The following is a 13,064-nucleotide window of genomic DNA, read 5'->3' as shown; positions in this document are numbered from 1 at the left end:
TGCCCGACAGTATTAGTCCAGATCCAGCCGCGAGATCATGCTCTGGATCTCGTTGACCTTCGCGGCCTGCTGTTCGTTGGCGGCGGCGATCTGCTCGATCTCGCTGGCGACGCGGTCGGCGGACTCGGCGGTCTGATCGACCATGCTCGCGACTTCCTCGGTGGAGGCGGCCTGGTCGTCGGTGGCCTCGGCGACTTCTTCGGCGCCCTGGGCGGCCTCCTTGACGGCCTGGTCGATCTTCTTCAGGATCTCGACGGCCTCGCCGACCTGCTCGATCCCTTCGTCGACCTGTTCGTTGGCCTCCTTGATCGAGTCGACGGTGCTCTCGGTGTCGTCTTTGATGTCGCTCACCATCGCCTCGATCTCGGCGGCGTTCTGCTGGGACTCCTCGGCCAGGGACTTCACCTCGTCGGCGACGACCGCGAAGCCTTCGCCGGCCTCGCCAGCTCGTGCGGCCTCGATCGAGGCGTTCAGCGCCAGCATGTTGGTCTGGTCGGCGATGTCGTTGATGACGTCGACGATCTCGTCGATCTCGTCGATGCGGTTGCGCAACTGGATGACGTCGTCGCTTACCTCCTCGTTGGCGTCGTCGACGGCCTCCATGGCGGTGATCGCCTCGTCGGCGACGTCACGGCCTTGATTCGCCAACTGGCGGGCCTGCTGGGAGACAGCCTTGACCTCGTTGGCACTGGAGGCGACTTCCTCGACGGTGGCGGAGAGGTTCGATACCTCGCCCGCCACTTCGCGCATGTTGTCGGACTGTTCCTGGGCGAGATCGCTGATCTGCTGTGAGCTCTGGGAGACGTTCTCGGAGGCGCGCAACAGTTCGTCGATCGCGCTGCCGAGTTCGGCCGCGTCGACGTCTGACGTGCTCGCGGCTCCGAACCCGTCGCCGGAGCCACCAGTATCTGAAGCCATATATCTCCCAACGGTAGCGCCTGCAGATTAAACGTGCCCCCTCAGTTATCATGCCTGATAGGACTTGGCGGGGAAGGTGTCAAACGTCCAATTCCGCGCTGGCGCGCGCTGTCGGCTCGCTGGTGCGCCGACAGCGACGTGCGAGGGATGAGTAACACAGCGAGCGACGCGAAGCGAGTAACGCAGTCGGTTGGGGAGGCGTGTGGCGATGGCTATGATGATTTGACTGTTGTAGCGGCGCGGTCACCGCCGTATCCGTGTGGACGACAGTCACTGATCTCGTGCGCTCTGAAACCAGACATAATTTAATTCCACCTTCCGAATACGAATCCAGACACCCGCATGCCTGGCCCTCTCCGACTGCGTCGCCGCACGGTTCTGCGAGCCGGTCTCCTGTCCGGCGCTTTCGCCACAGTCGGCTGCCTCTCCGAATCCGAAGACATCCCACAGATTCCATTGCGGTTCGAACGAGTGCTCAATTTCACCGAGTCACCGCTTGAGGTCGCGCTATCGATAGCGTCCACCGGCAACGGCAGTACCGACAGCTACACCCAGGAGGTCCGCCCGATCTCTGTGGGCCCCTCAGCAGAGTGGGTCGTCACGCCCGAGGGTGCCGTCGACGCGTTCTCGTACACCTCCGAGCTTGTAATCGAGTCCGACCAGCGATACACCCTCGACCATCGCCAGCGGGGAACGCAGTACGAAGGGCAGACGCTCGGTGACCACTGTCTCACCGTGAGTTGGTTCATCCGGGACCCCGTGACCGATGTCGCCCCACTCACCGACGTCACGACGAACTGTGGCCCGGTCGAATGAAACGCGCCTTCGGCGCGTACGTTCTTGCTCGCGGGTCGCTGGCGCTCCCCGCTCGCTCCATCGAGAGTCCTCGCTACACTCGGAATCTCGCTAGTCGTCAGCAGTCGCTGCACCACTCACGACATCGATCTACACCCACTTTTTACTTCGTCGGGTTTCCTCGCTCACTGCGTTCGCTGTGGGAACCACTCCTCGCAAAAACGTGGGGAAAAAGGCTGAACCTCGCTCCGCTCGGTTCAGTGAAACGTGGCCTTCAGCCGCGTACGCTAGTTCAGTCGTCCGCACTCGCTTCCGCACCAGCCACAACATCAATCTCGCCAGCGTCGAGTTCCTGCTCGATCTCGCGAGCCGCCTTCACCATATTCTCCATCTTGCCGTAGGCGACCTCTCGGGGCAGTAGCTTCACACCGCAGTCCGGCGAGACGGTCAGTTGCTCCGGCGGGACGACCTCCAGCCCCTTCTTGATGTTCTCCTTGATCTCCTCGACGGACTCGACCTCGGCGGTGTGGACGTCGACGACGCCCATCGCGAAGTCCTTGGTGAACTCGTCGTCCTTGAAGACGTCCAGTTGCTCGTAGCCGCCGTTGGCCAGTTCGAGGTCGTACTCCTCGACCGGGTAGTCCAGAATCTCGGGGTAGATCCGCGAGTAGTCGCCGTAACAGACGTGCAAGCCCAGGCGCACGTCCTCGGGCACGTCGTCGACGATCCGTTCGAGGGCCTCGCCGACGATGGCGTGGTCGTCCGGCGTCGTCGCCAGCGCGGGCTCGTCGATCTGGATGTAGCGGGCACCCGCATCGACGAGCGCCTCGATCTCCTCGTTCACGAGGTCGGCCAGCGCGTAGGTCAACTGCTCCTCGTCGTCGTAGACCTCGTTGAAGCTCCACGACGCCAGGGTGTACGGGCCAGTGATCGGCACTTTGACTGGGGCGTCGGCGACGTCGTTCGTGAACTCGAACTCCTCGACCAGCCACTGCTCGTCGTACTCGACTTCGTCGACCACGGAGGGCTTGTCGAAGTAGTTGTGCCCCCACACTTTGACGCGGCCGTTGAAGTCGTAGCCGTCGATCCGGTGGGCGAAGTACTCGACCATCTCGTTGCGGCGCATCTCGCCGTCGGTGACGACGTCGACGCCCGCGCGTTCGTGCTCTTCAGTGATGAGTCGGGCGGCGTCGTCTTTGGACTCTTCCCAGTCGTCGAGATCGAAGTCCGAGTCGTCATCCTCGAACAGTTCGCGGGCGCGGTCGTGCCACTTGGGCTTGGGATAGGAGCCGACGACGGTCGTCAGCAGGAAGTGGTCGTTCTCGTGATCCTCCGGTCGGAATTGCTCTCGTGTACTCATGCTTGCACCTCCTCGACTTCGGCGACGCCAGCGAGCGCCTGGAGTTTCTCCTCGAACTTGTTGACGGGGAGGTAGAACAGCTCGGTGTTGGCAGTCGCGTAGACGGTCTCGAAGTCGTTGGCGGTCTGTTCGTCGACCCACTCGATCCGCTCGCGGATCTCGCCGGGCGTCTCGACCAGCGTGTTCTGGCCGTCGACGACGCCCAAGGCGATGTCGTCTTTCGTGCCGTACTCGTTGATGTTGTAGAGGTTGGCCTCGTGGTCGGTCACGAAGTCGTAGCCCACGGCGTCGACGTCGGCGTCGAGCAGATGGGCGTGGACCTTCTCCTCCAGCGCGCCCCAGTAGGTCTGGACGACGACCTCGGCGTCGGCGGCGCTGGCGACCGAATCGATCGCCTCGCTGGCGCGTTCGTCCGCGCCGTCGCCGGGCGCGTCGGTCACGAGCGACGGTTCGAGCAGGAACAGCGTCTCGACCTCGGGGAACTCGTTCACTTCCTCGCGCAGGAACGAGGCGACGGCGTCGAGGAACTCCGCCTCGTCCTCGTAGTACTCGTCAGTCGCCAGATCCGCCAGCGAATAGGGACCCGGCAGCACAGCCTGCAGAGCCTCGTCGTCGACCAGATCGGCGGCCGCACCGAGGTCGGCGGCGACGTCACCGCCGTCCTTCGAGAGGGAGTCGGTGACGACCGGCTCCCGATAGAAGTTGTTGTTGTCGTAGTAGCGGACGATCCCGCGGGTGTCGACGCTGTCGTGGACTGCCAGCGGGTGGGCCAGCATGTCGTCCCAGCGGAGCTGACCCTCGACCACGCGATCCAGCCCGGCGGCCTGCTGAGTTTCGATCACGTCGGCGCGGGCTTCGTCGTAGACGGAGACGATCTCCTCGCCCTCGTCACCGCTGATGAGGTCGTCTTTCTGGTGGCCTTTCAGCCCCGAGAGGTCGTCTTTCGCCCAGTCCGGCAACGGATACAGACCCGGTGTCGTCGATACGATGTCTGTCATTGGAGTGGACTACGAAATGACGAGCTTTAATATTTACTACTTCGAGAAATGCCCTGTAGTAATTATTGGCGGAGACCGTCGATCAGGTGGGCCAACTGCTCGCGTTCGAGCAGGTCGAGCAGGTCCGTTCGTTCGAGGAGTTTGACGTTGTGTTCGCTCGCGCGCTCGCGGACTGCCTCCGGGACTGCGCCGGTCGTCACGAGCGCGGCGACGTCGGCCCGGTCGACGTTCGCCCGATCGGTCGCACATCGGTCGACGACCGCGGTGTCGAGGTCGCCGTCGGGACGGTGGACTGCCCAGATCAGCATGCGGAGTTCGACCGGGTCTGCCCGGGTCGCCATCACGTCGTACTGGTCGATCGATTCGGTGAACGCCGTCGTCCGCCAGCCCAGGTCTCGCCAGACGTCCGCGATCAGGCTGGTGAATGCCGATTTATCGAGTGTCGCCAACCGTTCGGCCAGCGATTCGGGCTCGATTTCTTCGCCCGCCACTGGCGGTCCAGTATCGTCCTCGCTGCCGGCCGACGCGTCGTCGACGGTCGCGATTCCGGCAACGACTGCGTCTGTCGGTTCCGTGGACTCGGCTGTGGTTGGTCCGGCCGCCGCGGCGTCGCTACTCACACCGGAGACGGCGGCCGTCGTTCCGGAATCGTCTTTCTGGACTCTGGCGCGCTGTTCGTCGACCGTTTCGGCCCAGGTGTCCAGCGCCTCGACCCGTTCGGGCAGTAGCTCGCGGGCGACCGCACGCGCCGCGTCGATATGCTCGGTAGCACGAGCGCACTCCGCGAGCGCGTCGTCTCCCCGATCACGGACGTCCAGGCGATCGGCTGCGACCAGCGATCGTCTGACTGCGTCGAGACGGGCTGCGAGGATCTCCTCGACGATCGCGACGATCCGTTCGCGAATCTCTTCGGGGTCACCGTCGAACGCTGCCTCGGGCCCCCAGCATAGCCCCAGCAGGTCGCGCTGGGCCTCGAGAGCGTCCTCCAGCGCCGCCGCTCGCTCGCTGGGGTCGTCGATCTCGCGGGCCTCGTCGAGCACGTCGGCCGCGGCCGCGGCGGGTGCGCCTTCGAGATCGCGCAGTTCGCGCTCGATCTCGCCCTGTCGTTCAGTGAGGTCGTCCTCGCTCGGTTCGTCGGCGTCGATCGCCAGCGCCCGCTCGCAGGCCGCTCTGGCGCGCTCGAAGTGGTCGTGTGCCTCGCGGTAGCGGTCGGCCTCGGCCGTGTCTCGGGCCTGCTCCACCTGTTCGCTGGCGACGCCTGCGTGGACCCGCCGCTGGACCGTCCGTATCGACGCCTCGCGACGCTCGAAATCGGCGTTGGCGACGACGCCACGCCCCATCTCGAACGTCCCGAGTTCCTCGCGGGCGTGGGCAACGACCGAGATGGCGTCGTCGGCCGCTTCGAGTGCCCCCTCGTGGTCCCCGGTTTCGAGACGGTCTTCGGCCGCCCCGATCCGTTCGTCGACTTCCGCCAGTAGCCGGTCGACCTTCGACCACGCTCGCTTGGCGTGCTGGAGATACGACACGACGGGATCGAGGTCGTCCCGACACGGAATCGACCACCGCTCGCCCGCGTCGGTCGCGACGACCAGCGCCCCGCCGAGAAAGCTGCTCTCGGTGTCGACGCCAGTGATCGTCGACAGCGGGACCGAGACGATCCGGTCGCCGCTCTCGCCCGCACCGCCGACTGCGATCAACAGCCGGACGTCCGTCACTGCGACCAGTGTCCGGTAGTTCCGGCCCGGCTTGTAGCTCTCGCTCCCACTTTTTCGCTCGACGGTCACACCACCGCGCTTGTTCACGATGACGAACGCCACCTGCTCGTTGTCGCCGACCGACGCCGAGAGCGGCCTGTCTGCCAGATACTGCCCGCTCAGACGCTCGTCTGTCGCCGCGTCGAGGCCTGCCTTTCCCGATCCGTGGACGTCGATAACTGTCCCCATGCCCGGCTCCGTATCGTACTATAGTGACACCAATACTACGTAACGCCTGTGGAACAGATCAGACACGTTCGAGCGGAAATAATCGAGCGAGCGTCTCAGCGACGGAGTTCGAGGACGACCAGTCGTTCGAAGGGATGGGATTCGTCGGCGACCTCTCGGGTGGTGAAGCCGGCCGCAGTTGCCAGCTCTTCGACCGCCTCGACGTCCGTGAGCGTGCTCACGAGCAGGAGGACCCGCCCGTCGGGCGCGAGCACGCGACCGGCGGTTTCCAGAAAGGGTGCGATCACTACGCGGCCGCTCTCGCCGCCCGACAGCGCCCGTTCCATCCAGTCGTTCATGGCTTCCTCGGGTGGCGTCGGCAGATAGGGCGGGTTGAACGTCACGAGGTCGAACACCGACGCTCGAAAGGGGTCGGCGAGGTTGGCCTGGACGACCGGGACTCCCGATTCACGCGCCTGCTCGCAGGCCAGTGGATTGACGTCGGTCGCGACCACTTCGGCACCGGCCTCGGCAAGCGCACTGGCGACGTAGCCCGAGCCGGTCCCGACGTCGAGTGCGCGCTCGCCCGGTTCGACGGCCTCGCGGGCGGCCTCGGCCAGCAGGTGTGAGTCCTCGGCCGGCTGATAGACCTGCTCGAGGTCGCGCCGTTCGGCCAGCGCCGGCACTCCCTCGTCAACTTCCTCGTCTCCCATCATTCAGCCTCACCCGACTCGGAGACGGCCCGGCTCTCGCCTCGAAGCTGCAGCCCGTCGGGCGGGCGACTGCTGAGCGTCCGCTGTGGGAACGGGATCGTCACCTCGCTCTCTTCGAAGGCGTCCTTGACCGACCTGACGACCGCGGTCTGGGCGGTCCACCGTCGCTCGGCCGTCGGGTCGTCGACCCAGAATCGAAGCTCCATGACGACCGCAGAGTCGCCGAATCCCGTCAGGACTGTTCTGGGTTTGGGGTGGTCGCGGATCTCCTCGATGTCGATGTCGCGCATGGCTTCGGTCGCCAGCTCGCGGGCCTGCTCGACGTCCTCGTCGTAGTCGACGCCGACCTCGACGTCGATCCGGAGGCGGCCCCGCCGCGAGCGATTGACGAGGCTCTTCGCGGTCACGACGTCGTTTGGCACGGTGACGTACTCGCCGTTGAACGTCCGCACTTCGGTGTTGAAGATCGAGACGTCGGTGACGATCCCCTCGTGTTCGTCGACGGCGATCCAGTCGCCGATGTCGAACGGCCGGCCAAAGAGGAGGACAAATCCCGCCAGCACCGACGCCAGCGTCTGGCGGGCTGCCAGTCCGACGACGACCGACAGGAAGCCGGCCCCGAGCAGGATGTCAGAGAGATCGATCCCCCAGACGGCGACGCCGGCGACGAGCGCGAGCAGGTACAGCGAGAGCTGGACGACGTGGTAGCCGACCTCGCGCTGGTGGCGCGAGAAGGCGTCGTGTTCCTCGAAGACGACGTTGATCAGCCGCTTCGCGAACACGGTCGCGCCCCACGCCCCCAGCAACAACAGCAGTGACACCAGCGCCCGGACGACCGTCGTCGGGCTGGGGTCGAATGTCTCCGAGATGGCCGTCGCTTCCGCGCTGGCGTCCCAGATGTTCAGGACGGCGGCGATCGCGGCCGCCGAGAGGACGACGATCAGCGCCGCTTGCGCGGCTTCGAGGAGACTCCCGCTCGGATCGTAGCGGTCCCGCAACACCAGTCCGACCTGGCGGATGGCCCAGCTGGCGAGGAGCACGCCGACCAGCACCGCCGCGGTCCCCGCCCACCGCTCGGTCGGAGTCGAGAATAGCTGACCGACGGCAGCGAGTGGGACGTCGACAGGGACAGTCCCGGCCGCGCTCACGGCTCGCCCACCTCGACCGCGAGGCGTGCCAGGTTCGCGAACTCGGCGGGCGTGACGTCACCTGCCCGTTTGCTCATCAGCGATTTCTCGGCAGCGTCGACCACCGCGTCGGGGTCGTCCAGCCCCGAGATGTGGCCGGTGTTGCGGATCGCGTTGCGCATCGTCTTCCGGCGCTGGGTGAACACGGCCTTCACGAAGTCCATGAACACTTCGTCGTCAGGAACCTCGTAGTCGGGCTCGCGGGGCAGCGCCCGGACGACCGCACTCTCGACGGCCGGCGGCGGCGAGAACGCCTCTTTGGGAACGGGCTCGACCACCTCGACGTCGGCGTAGTGGCCCGTCGTCACCGACAGGCGGCCGTACTCGTCGGTCCCGGGGTCGGCGGCCATCCGTTCTGCGAACTCCTGCTGGAACATCAGGATCAGTGGGACGCCACGAGGCAACAGTCGGAAGGTGATCTCGCTGGAGACGCCGTAGGGCAAATTCGAGATCGACGCGGAGAACTCGGGCAGGTCGACGTTCAGCGCGTCGCCCTCGATCACGGTCAGGCGACCGGCCGCGATCTCGTCGGCGAACTCCTCGCGGAGGAACGCGGCGAGGTCGGGGTCGCGTTCGACCGCGGTGACCTTCTCGGCGACCGCGAGCAGTCGATCGGTGAGCGCGCCGTTGCCCGCGCCGATCTCCAGCACGTGGCTCAGGTCGGCGTCGATCTCGGTCGCGTAGCTCGGCAGCCGGTCGAGCACGCGGTCGTCGACCAGGAAGTGCTGGTCGCGGTTGGGGTCGCCGCGCGAACCGGCGCGAGCGAGCAGTGCGTCGGGGTCGCGAAACTCGCGGTCGTCGTCGAGGGTGCTGCCAGCGTCCCCCTCGTGGTCGGGTCCGTCCATCTTACTCGCTGTCGCGCTGGGCGAAGATCCGGTACTTCAGATCTTCCTCGCTGATCTCTTCGAGGATGCGCTCGATCAGCACCTCCTTGGGATCGTGGAGGCCGCTGACGCGGGCTTCCAGATCCTCGAAACTCTCGAAGGGGCGGCGCTTGCGTTTGTCGAGGATGTTGTTCCGCAGCTTCTTGCCGATCCCGGGCAGGAGGTTCAGCGCGTGCAGGCGGGTCGTGATCGGCTGGGCGTCGTTGTAGAAGTCGACGAACCGCTGGGTGTCGGCGTCGATGATGTCCTCGATTGCGTACGCAAGTTCGGACTGAGCGCCACCCGGCAGGTCCTCGTAGTCGATCTGGTGGAGGCGTTCGACTCCCGCGCCGCGGTCGACGGGGACGCGGTCACCGATCGAGATGTCGGCGTCGTCGGTCAGCACCATCTCGTACAGTCGGAACGCGCCGGTCGAGACTGCGAAGGCGAGCGGCTCTTTCTCGTACTGGGGTCGGTCGTCGCTCGAACGGCCGTGTGGCAGATAGTCGAGGACGACGGCTGTCGGTACGTCCGACGAACTGTCGTCGGTGTCCCCGTTGGTCATGCTCGAACGCTACGACGAGAATACACTTAAAGACCCGCAGATCGCGCCATCACGCTGACTGACTGCGCTCGATCGCGCGCTGTGTCGGCTGGTCGACTTTCACCAGGTGACAGAGGGGATTGCCGGGGTAGACGACGGGGTTCTCGAGGACGCCGATCAACACGCCGTCGAACGGCGCGTGGACCCTCACTGTCGCGGTCTTGAAGGGGTTGGCGATCGTACAGATGGTCGACCCAGCTTCGACGAACGCGCCGCGGTCGGCGTGCATGTCCACGAGACCGCCCGCGTCGGCCCGCACCCACGTCTTCTCGCTGGAACCGTCGACGACGGTCCGCCACCCGGGCCACCTGACGACCTCGGTTTTCAGGACGCCGTACTCGGCAAAGACGCTCCGGATACCCTCCAGTGCCTGATCGATGAGCGAGCGCTGGAACCGATGGGCTTCACCCATCTCGATCGTGACTGTCGCCACGCCGGCCCTGGTGGCCTCCCGGCGGAGCGTCCCGGCGGTCCCCTCGGTGTCGATGATCACGTTCGAGGCGAACGCGCGGGCCAACCGCTCGACGCGCTTGTTGGCCATCTCCGCCCGGACGTGGAGCATGTTCGAACGTCCTCGGGTCGACGTGTGGAAGTCGACACAGAGGTCACAGGGCTCGAGGAAGTTGTCGAAGATCGACCGGGCCATCCGTTTGGAACTGGTCCCGCCGACTTCGCCCGGGAACGCGCGATTGAGATCCCTGTCGTAGACCGGGAGGTATCGCTCCTGTGCGACGAACCCCGGGACGTTCAGCACTGGGAGACAGACGAGCGTTCCAGCGAGGTCCGTGAGATCCCACTCGTGGGCGACCTCGCGGACGACCTCGATTCCGTTGAGTTCGTCCCCGTGGACCGCGGCCGTGAGCGCGATCGACGGTCCCGGCCGCTCGCCGTTGACGATCGTCACCGGCATCTTGACTGGGTCGCCCAGATACGTCTCGCTGACCGTATATCGGAGGTTCTGGGTCTCGCCCGGATCGACCCGCCCACCGTCGTAGGTGAACGGTTCCTCGTCGTCCATACAGTTCCCGTGGCGCGGAATAGTAAAACGTGTGACGCCCACTCCGGGACGGGTCGGCCGAGGGTTCTTCACCGCCGCCGACTCACGTCTGTCTATGACCGCACCGAGGCCCGTCACCGTGGGTGTCCTGAGCCTTCACAACAGCAAGGAGACCAAGGCCATCTGCAACGCCGTCGAGGCACTGGGCCACGATCCCGCGTGGCTCCGCCGGGAGAATCTCGTCGTCGACGTCACCGACGGCGAGGTGACTCTCCAGCCTGACGTCGACGTCGTCGTCAATCGCCTGTTGCTTTCGAAGTCGACCGAACCCTGCGAGGAACTCGGGCTGGCGAACACGCTCGCCCGCCTGCGGCCGACGCTGAACGAACCCGCCGCCACGCTGACCGCGATGCACAAGGTCACGACGGCCGCAGCGCTGTCAGACGCAGCCGTCCCCGTCCCCGACGCGCTGCTGGCCCTGGAGTCCGAACGCCTCAACGCCTGGCTGACCGACGCAGACACCGAGGCCGTCTACAAGACTGCCATCGGAACCAACGGCGGCGGCACCTGGAAGGTCGGTCCCGGTGACCGCGTCAACGCCCGGGTCGGCAACCGCTACGCGTTCCTCCAGTCGCTCGTCGAGCGCGACCCCGACGCGCGGGCTCGTGACCTCCGGGTGTACGTCGTCGACGACACGGTTGTCGGCGCGATGTATCGCTACGCCCCCGAGAACGACTGGCGGACCAACGTCGCCCTCGGCGGTGAGGTCGTCGACGCCACCGACGACGTCCCCGACTCGGTGCTGGAGATCGCGCGCCGGGCGACCGACGCCGTCGAACTGGACTACGCCGGCGTCGACCTCGTCGAGAGCGAGGACGGCTGGCTCGTCCTCGAAGTCAATCCGACGGCGGGATTCAAGGGTCTCTACGAGGCGACCGGGCACAGCCCCGCGCCCTACATCGCCGCGCACGCGATCGAGCGGGGCGGTGGCACGATCGACGAGGATCGAGTCGCGGAACTGGCCGCGGTACTGGACGACTCGGTGCCCGACTGCCGGCCCAGCACCGTCACGGCCAGCACCCGAGAGCCACAGACCATCGGCTACATCGAGGAAGTCATCGTCAGCGGCACGAGCGGCTCGAAGACCGTTCTGGCGAAATCCGACACCGGCGCGACCCGGACCAGCATCGACACCGGACTGGCCGCCGACATCGGTGCTGGCCCGATCAAGTCGATCACGAAGGTCAAATCCGGCAGCCGCAAGGCCTCCAAGAGCCGGCCGGTCGTCGATCTGGTCGTCGCCGTCGGCGGGAGCCGCCACACCGTCACCGCCAGCGTCGAAGACCGTAGTCACATGCAGTACCCCGTCCTGCTCGGCCGGGATATCCTCCAGAACTATCGCGTCGACGTCTCTCGCCGGGTCGACGTCGACGGCGAAGACGAGGACAACGAGGAAGAAGAGAGCGCCGAGGAGTGATCAGACGTACTTCGCGACGACGTTGAGCACGTCGTCGAGTTCCTCGCCAGACAGCGAGTACCGCTCCTGGGCGAAGACGGCACGGAGTTCGTCTCGATCCTGCGGCAGGAGGTTGGCGATCTTGTAGGCGGTCGCCTCGTCGATCTTTTCCAGCTCCTGGAGTTCGGCGACGAACTCCTCGGACTCTTCGACGTCTAACACCGCGAAGCGGTTGACGTGCTCGACGGCCCGCGTGAGCTCGTAGCGCATCTCGCGATCCTCGTCGAGTGCGCGCTCGCGTTCGATGTCTTCGAGGTGCTCCTTCGCCTCCGCGAGGGTCAGGTACTCCTCGTCGACGATCTCTTTGAAGATCGTCATTCCTGTCGTCGGAGGTGCGCAGGCTTGACGATCAGCGTCTTCTCGACGCCGTCGTCCGTGATCTCGACCTTGTAGGCCTTGCCCTGGCTACCGGCGACGGTGCCGGTGTGGCCGTTGAAGCGCGGGTGGAAGCGACCCTCGTTGACGCTGGGGTCGATCGCGAGGTGGACGGTGTCGCCCGCCTCGAACTGCTGGACGGCGCGCTGTGGCGGCGAGGTCCCCCGGTCGCGGGGGTCGTTTTTGAGCTTGTTGCGTGTTCCCTTGAGCGGACCGTTCGAACTGGGCATTCTTGCCGTTCGGTAGTCCGGTCGGCCATATAAAACGTGCGTTCCGCTACTGTCGTGGCCGGCGGTGACACGGACGGCGCGGGAAAACGACTCGATCAGACGCGGCCGACGTTCTCGACGGAGACGCTCTCGACGCCCTCGACCTCGCCGAAGGCCTCTTCGACGGCTTCGGTGCCGCCGGATTCGTCGGGGACGATCACGGTCGGAAGCAGTGCGACGAGGCCGAAAGCCACGTCGTCACGCTCGAAACCGTTGATCTTCGCGCCCTCGGGGAGGGCTGCTTCGAGACGGTCCTGGAGGGCGTCCAGGTCGACGTCCGGGCTGTTCGGCATGACCTTGATCTTGGCAGCGACTTTTCCCATGGTTATGGTCCGGTGAACCCGCAGTCGGGGCACTCATAGAGGTTGCTCTGCTTGCGGCACTTCGCACAGCGGTAGATCTGGTGCCCGCAGTCGGGGCACTTGAACGCAGCGGCGTTGGTCCCGGAGATGTTGATCCCACAGGAGATGCACTTTTGCCGCCGCTTCTGTTGGCTCTCGCTCATCCGTACACGTCCTTTCACATCGCGGCTTTTAACGGTTGCCAA

At 65.7% G+C, this 13,064-nt stretch carries 15 protein-coding genes; 2 read left to right on the top strand and 13 right to left on the bottom strand.

The window, feature by feature from the left end; all coding sequences use genetic code 11:
• Positions 1-12: 12 nt before the first annotated feature.
• Complete coding sequence (locus DV733_RS04955) at positions 13-918, bottom strand: methyl-accepting chemotaxis protein (RefSeq protein WP_049994084.1); 906 nt, start codon at positions 916-918, stop codon at positions 13-15.
• 342 nt (positions 919-1,260) lie between these two features.
• Here DV733_RS04955 and DV733_RS04950 point away from each other — a divergent pair, with 342 nt between their 5' ends.
• A complete protein-coding gene (locus DV733_RS04950) occupies positions 1,261-1,734 on the top strand; it encodes a hypothetical protein (protein ID WP_049994083.1) in 474 nt (157 codons plus the stop codon).
• A gap of 271 nt (positions 1,735-2,005) precedes the next feature.
• On the opposite strand, the gene DV733_RS04945 is transcribed toward DV733_RS04950, so the two are convergent.
• The 8 genes from DV733_RS04945 to DV733_RS04910 form a co-directional block, all read right to left on the bottom strand.
• Entirely contained in the window at positions 2,006-3,073 is a 1,068-nt protein-coding gene (locus DV733_RS04945; protein WP_049994082.1) for a methionine synthase, read from the bottom strand.
• The gene (locus DV733_RS04940; protein WP_049994081.1) at positions 3,070-4,071 is read right to left on the bottom strand and encodes a 5-methyltetrahydropteroyltriglutamate--homocysteine methyltransferase; all 1,002 of its coding nucleotides are present in this window, start codon (positions 4,069-4,071) and stop codon (positions 3,070-3,072) included. Before DV733_RS04940 ends, DV733_RS04945 begins: the two co-directional genes overlap by 4 nt.
• 62 nt (positions 4,072-4,133) lie before the next feature.
• Positions 4,134-6,014 carry a restriction endonuclease gene (locus DV733_RS04935; protein ID WP_049994080.1) on the bottom strand — a complete coding sequence of 627 codons (1,881 nt, stop codon included), beginning with the start codon at positions 6,012-6,014 and terminating at the stop codon, positions 4,134-4,136.
• 95 nt (positions 6,015-6,109) lie between these two features.
• The gene (locus tag DV733_RS04930) at positions 6,110-6,706 is read right to left on the bottom strand and encodes a HemK2/MTQ2 family protein methyltransferase (RefSeq protein WP_049994079.1); all 597 of its coding nucleotides are present in this window, start codon (positions 6,704-6,706) and stop codon (positions 6,110-6,112) included.
• Positions 6,706-7,854, bottom strand: coding sequence for a mechanosensitive ion channel family protein (locus DV733_RS04925; RefSeq protein WP_049994078.1), 1,149 nt, complete (start codon positions 7,852-7,854; stop codon positions 6,706-6,708). Before DV733_RS04925 ends, DV733_RS04930 begins: the two co-directional genes overlap by 1 nt.
• Positions 7,851-8,738 (bottom strand): 16S ribosomal RNA methyltransferase A, encoded by an 888-nt coding sequence (locus DV733_RS04920; protein ID WP_049994077.1) that lies wholly within the window; start codon positions 8,736-8,738, stop codon positions 7,851-7,853. The genes DV733_RS04925 and DV733_RS04920 overlap by 4 nt, the downstream gene beginning before the upstream one ends.
• Position 8,739: 1 nt before the next feature.
• Positions 8,740-9,321: a DUF655 domain-containing protein gene (locus DV733_RS04915; protein WP_049994076.1), complete on the bottom strand. Its 582-nt coding sequence runs from the start codon at positions 9,319-9,321 to the stop codon at positions 8,740-8,742.
• Between the two features lie 49 nt (positions 9,322-9,370).
• Positions 9,371-10,378, bottom strand: coding sequence for a succinylglutamate desuccinylase/aspartoacylase family protein (locus tag DV733_RS04910; protein ID WP_049994075.1), 1,008 nt, complete (start codon positions 10,376-10,378; stop codon positions 9,371-9,373).
• Positions 10,379-10,472: 94 nt separating this feature from the next.
• On the opposite strand from DV733_RS04910, the gene DV733_RS04905 reads away from it, so the two are divergent.
• On the top strand, positions 10,473-11,834 hold the full coding sequence (locus DV733_RS04905) for a RimK family alpha-L-glutamate ligase (RefSeq protein WP_049994074.1): 1,362 nt from the start codon (positions 10,473-10,475) through the stop codon (positions 11,832-11,834).
• On the opposite strand, the gene DV733_RS04900 is transcribed toward DV733_RS04905, so the two are convergent.
• The 4 genes from DV733_RS04900 to DV733_RS04885 all read right to left on the bottom strand — a co-directional run bounded on the left by DV733_RS04900 (position 11,835) and on the right by DV733_RS04885 (position 13,022).
• The gene (locus DV733_RS04900; RefSeq protein ID WP_049994073.1) at positions 11,835-12,191 is read right to left on the bottom strand and encodes an RNA polymerase Rpb4 family protein; all 357 of its coding nucleotides are present in this window, start codon (positions 12,189-12,191) and stop codon (positions 11,835-11,837) included.
• Positions 12,188-12,478 carry a 50S ribosomal protein L21e gene (locus tag DV733_RS04895; RefSeq protein ID WP_049994072.1) on the bottom strand — a complete coding sequence of 97 codons (291 nt, stop codon included), beginning with the start codon at positions 12,476-12,478 and terminating at the stop codon, positions 12,188-12,190. The genes DV733_RS04900 and DV733_RS04895 overlap by 4 nt, the downstream gene beginning before the upstream one ends.
• A gap of 95 nt (positions 12,479-12,573) precedes the next feature.
• The gene (locus DV733_RS04890; protein WP_049994071.1) at positions 12,574-12,840 is read right to left on the bottom strand and encodes an elongation factor 1-beta; all 267 of its coding nucleotides are present in this window, start codon (positions 12,838-12,840) and stop codon (positions 12,574-12,576) included.
• Between the two features lie 2 nt (positions 12,841-12,842).
• Positions 12,843-13,022, bottom strand: coding sequence for an HVO_2753 family zinc finger protein (locus DV733_RS04885; RefSeq protein WP_049994070.1), 180 nt, complete (start codon positions 13,020-13,022; stop codon positions 12,843-12,845).
• Between the last annotated feature and the right edge of the window lie 42 nt (positions 13,023-13,064).

This window comes from Halapricum salinum (assembly GCF_004799665.1).
Taxonomy (GTDB): Archaea; Halobacteriota; Halobacteria; order Halobacteriales; family Haloarculaceae; genus Halapricum; species Halapricum salinum.
The sequence above is the reverse complement of the archived record's forward strand: the minus strand, read 5'-3'. Positions and strand labels throughout refer to the sequence as shown.

What these genes read in the sequence shown, in the direction of transcription:
- DV733_RS04955 (WP_049994084.1), bottom strand. Translation starts at nt 918, where the DNA reads ATGGCTTCAGATACTGGTGGCTCCGGCGACGGGTTCGGAGCCGCGAGC.
- DV733_RS04950 (WP_049994083.1), top strand. Translation starts at nt 1,261, where the DNA reads ATGCCTGGCCCTCTCCGACTGCGTCGCCGCACGGTTCTGCGAGCCGGT.
- DV733_RS04945 (WP_049994082.1), bottom strand. Translation starts at nt 3,073, where the DNA reads ATGAGTACACGAGAGCAATTCCGACCGGAGGATCACGAGAACGACCAC.
- DV733_RS04940 (WP_049994081.1), bottom strand. Translation starts at nt 4,071, where the DNA reads ATGACAGACATCGTATCGACGACACCGGGTCTGTATCCGTTGCCGGAC.
- DV733_RS04935 (WP_049994080.1), bottom strand. Translation starts at nt 6,014, where the DNA reads ATGGGGACAGTTATCGACGTCCACGGATCGGGAAAGGCAGGCCTCGAC.
- DV733_RS04930 (WP_049994079.1), bottom strand. Translation starts at nt 6,706, where the DNA reads ATGGGAGACGAGGAAGTTGACGAGGGAGTGCCGGCGCTGGCCGAACGG.
- DV733_RS04920 (WP_049994077.1), bottom strand. Translation starts at nt 8,738, where the DNA reads ATGGACGGACCCGACCACGAGGGGGACGCTGGCAGCACCCTCGACGAC.
- DV733_RS04915 (WP_049994076.1), bottom strand. Translation starts at nt 9,321, where the DNA reads ATGACCAACGGGGACACCGACGACAGTTCGTCGGACGTACCGACAGCC.
- DV733_RS04910 (WP_049994075.1), bottom strand. Translation starts at nt 10,378, where the DNA reads ATGGACGACGAGGAACCGTTCACCTACGACGGTGGGCGGGTCGATCCG.
- DV733_RS04905 (WP_049994074.1), top strand. Translation starts at nt 10,473, where the DNA reads ATGACCGCACCGAGGCCCGTCACCGTGGGTGTCCTGAGCCTTCACAAC.
- DV733_RS04900 (WP_049994073.1), bottom strand. Translation starts at nt 12,191, where the DNA reads ATGACGATCTTCAAAGAGATCGTCGACGAGGAGTACCTGACCCTCGCG.
- DV733_RS04895 (WP_049994072.1), bottom strand. Translation starts at nt 12,478, where the DNA reads ATGCCCAGTTCGAACGGTCCGCTCAAGGGAACACGCAACAAGCTCAAA.
- DV733_RS04890 (WP_049994071.1), bottom strand. Translation starts at nt 12,840, where the DNA reads ATGGGAAAAGTCGCTGCCAAGATCAAGGTCATGCCGAACAGCCCGGAC.
- DV733_RS04885 (WP_049994070.1), bottom strand. Translation starts at nt 13,022, where the DNA reads ATGAGCGAGAGCCAACAGAAGCGGCGGCAAAAGTGCATCTCCTGTGGG.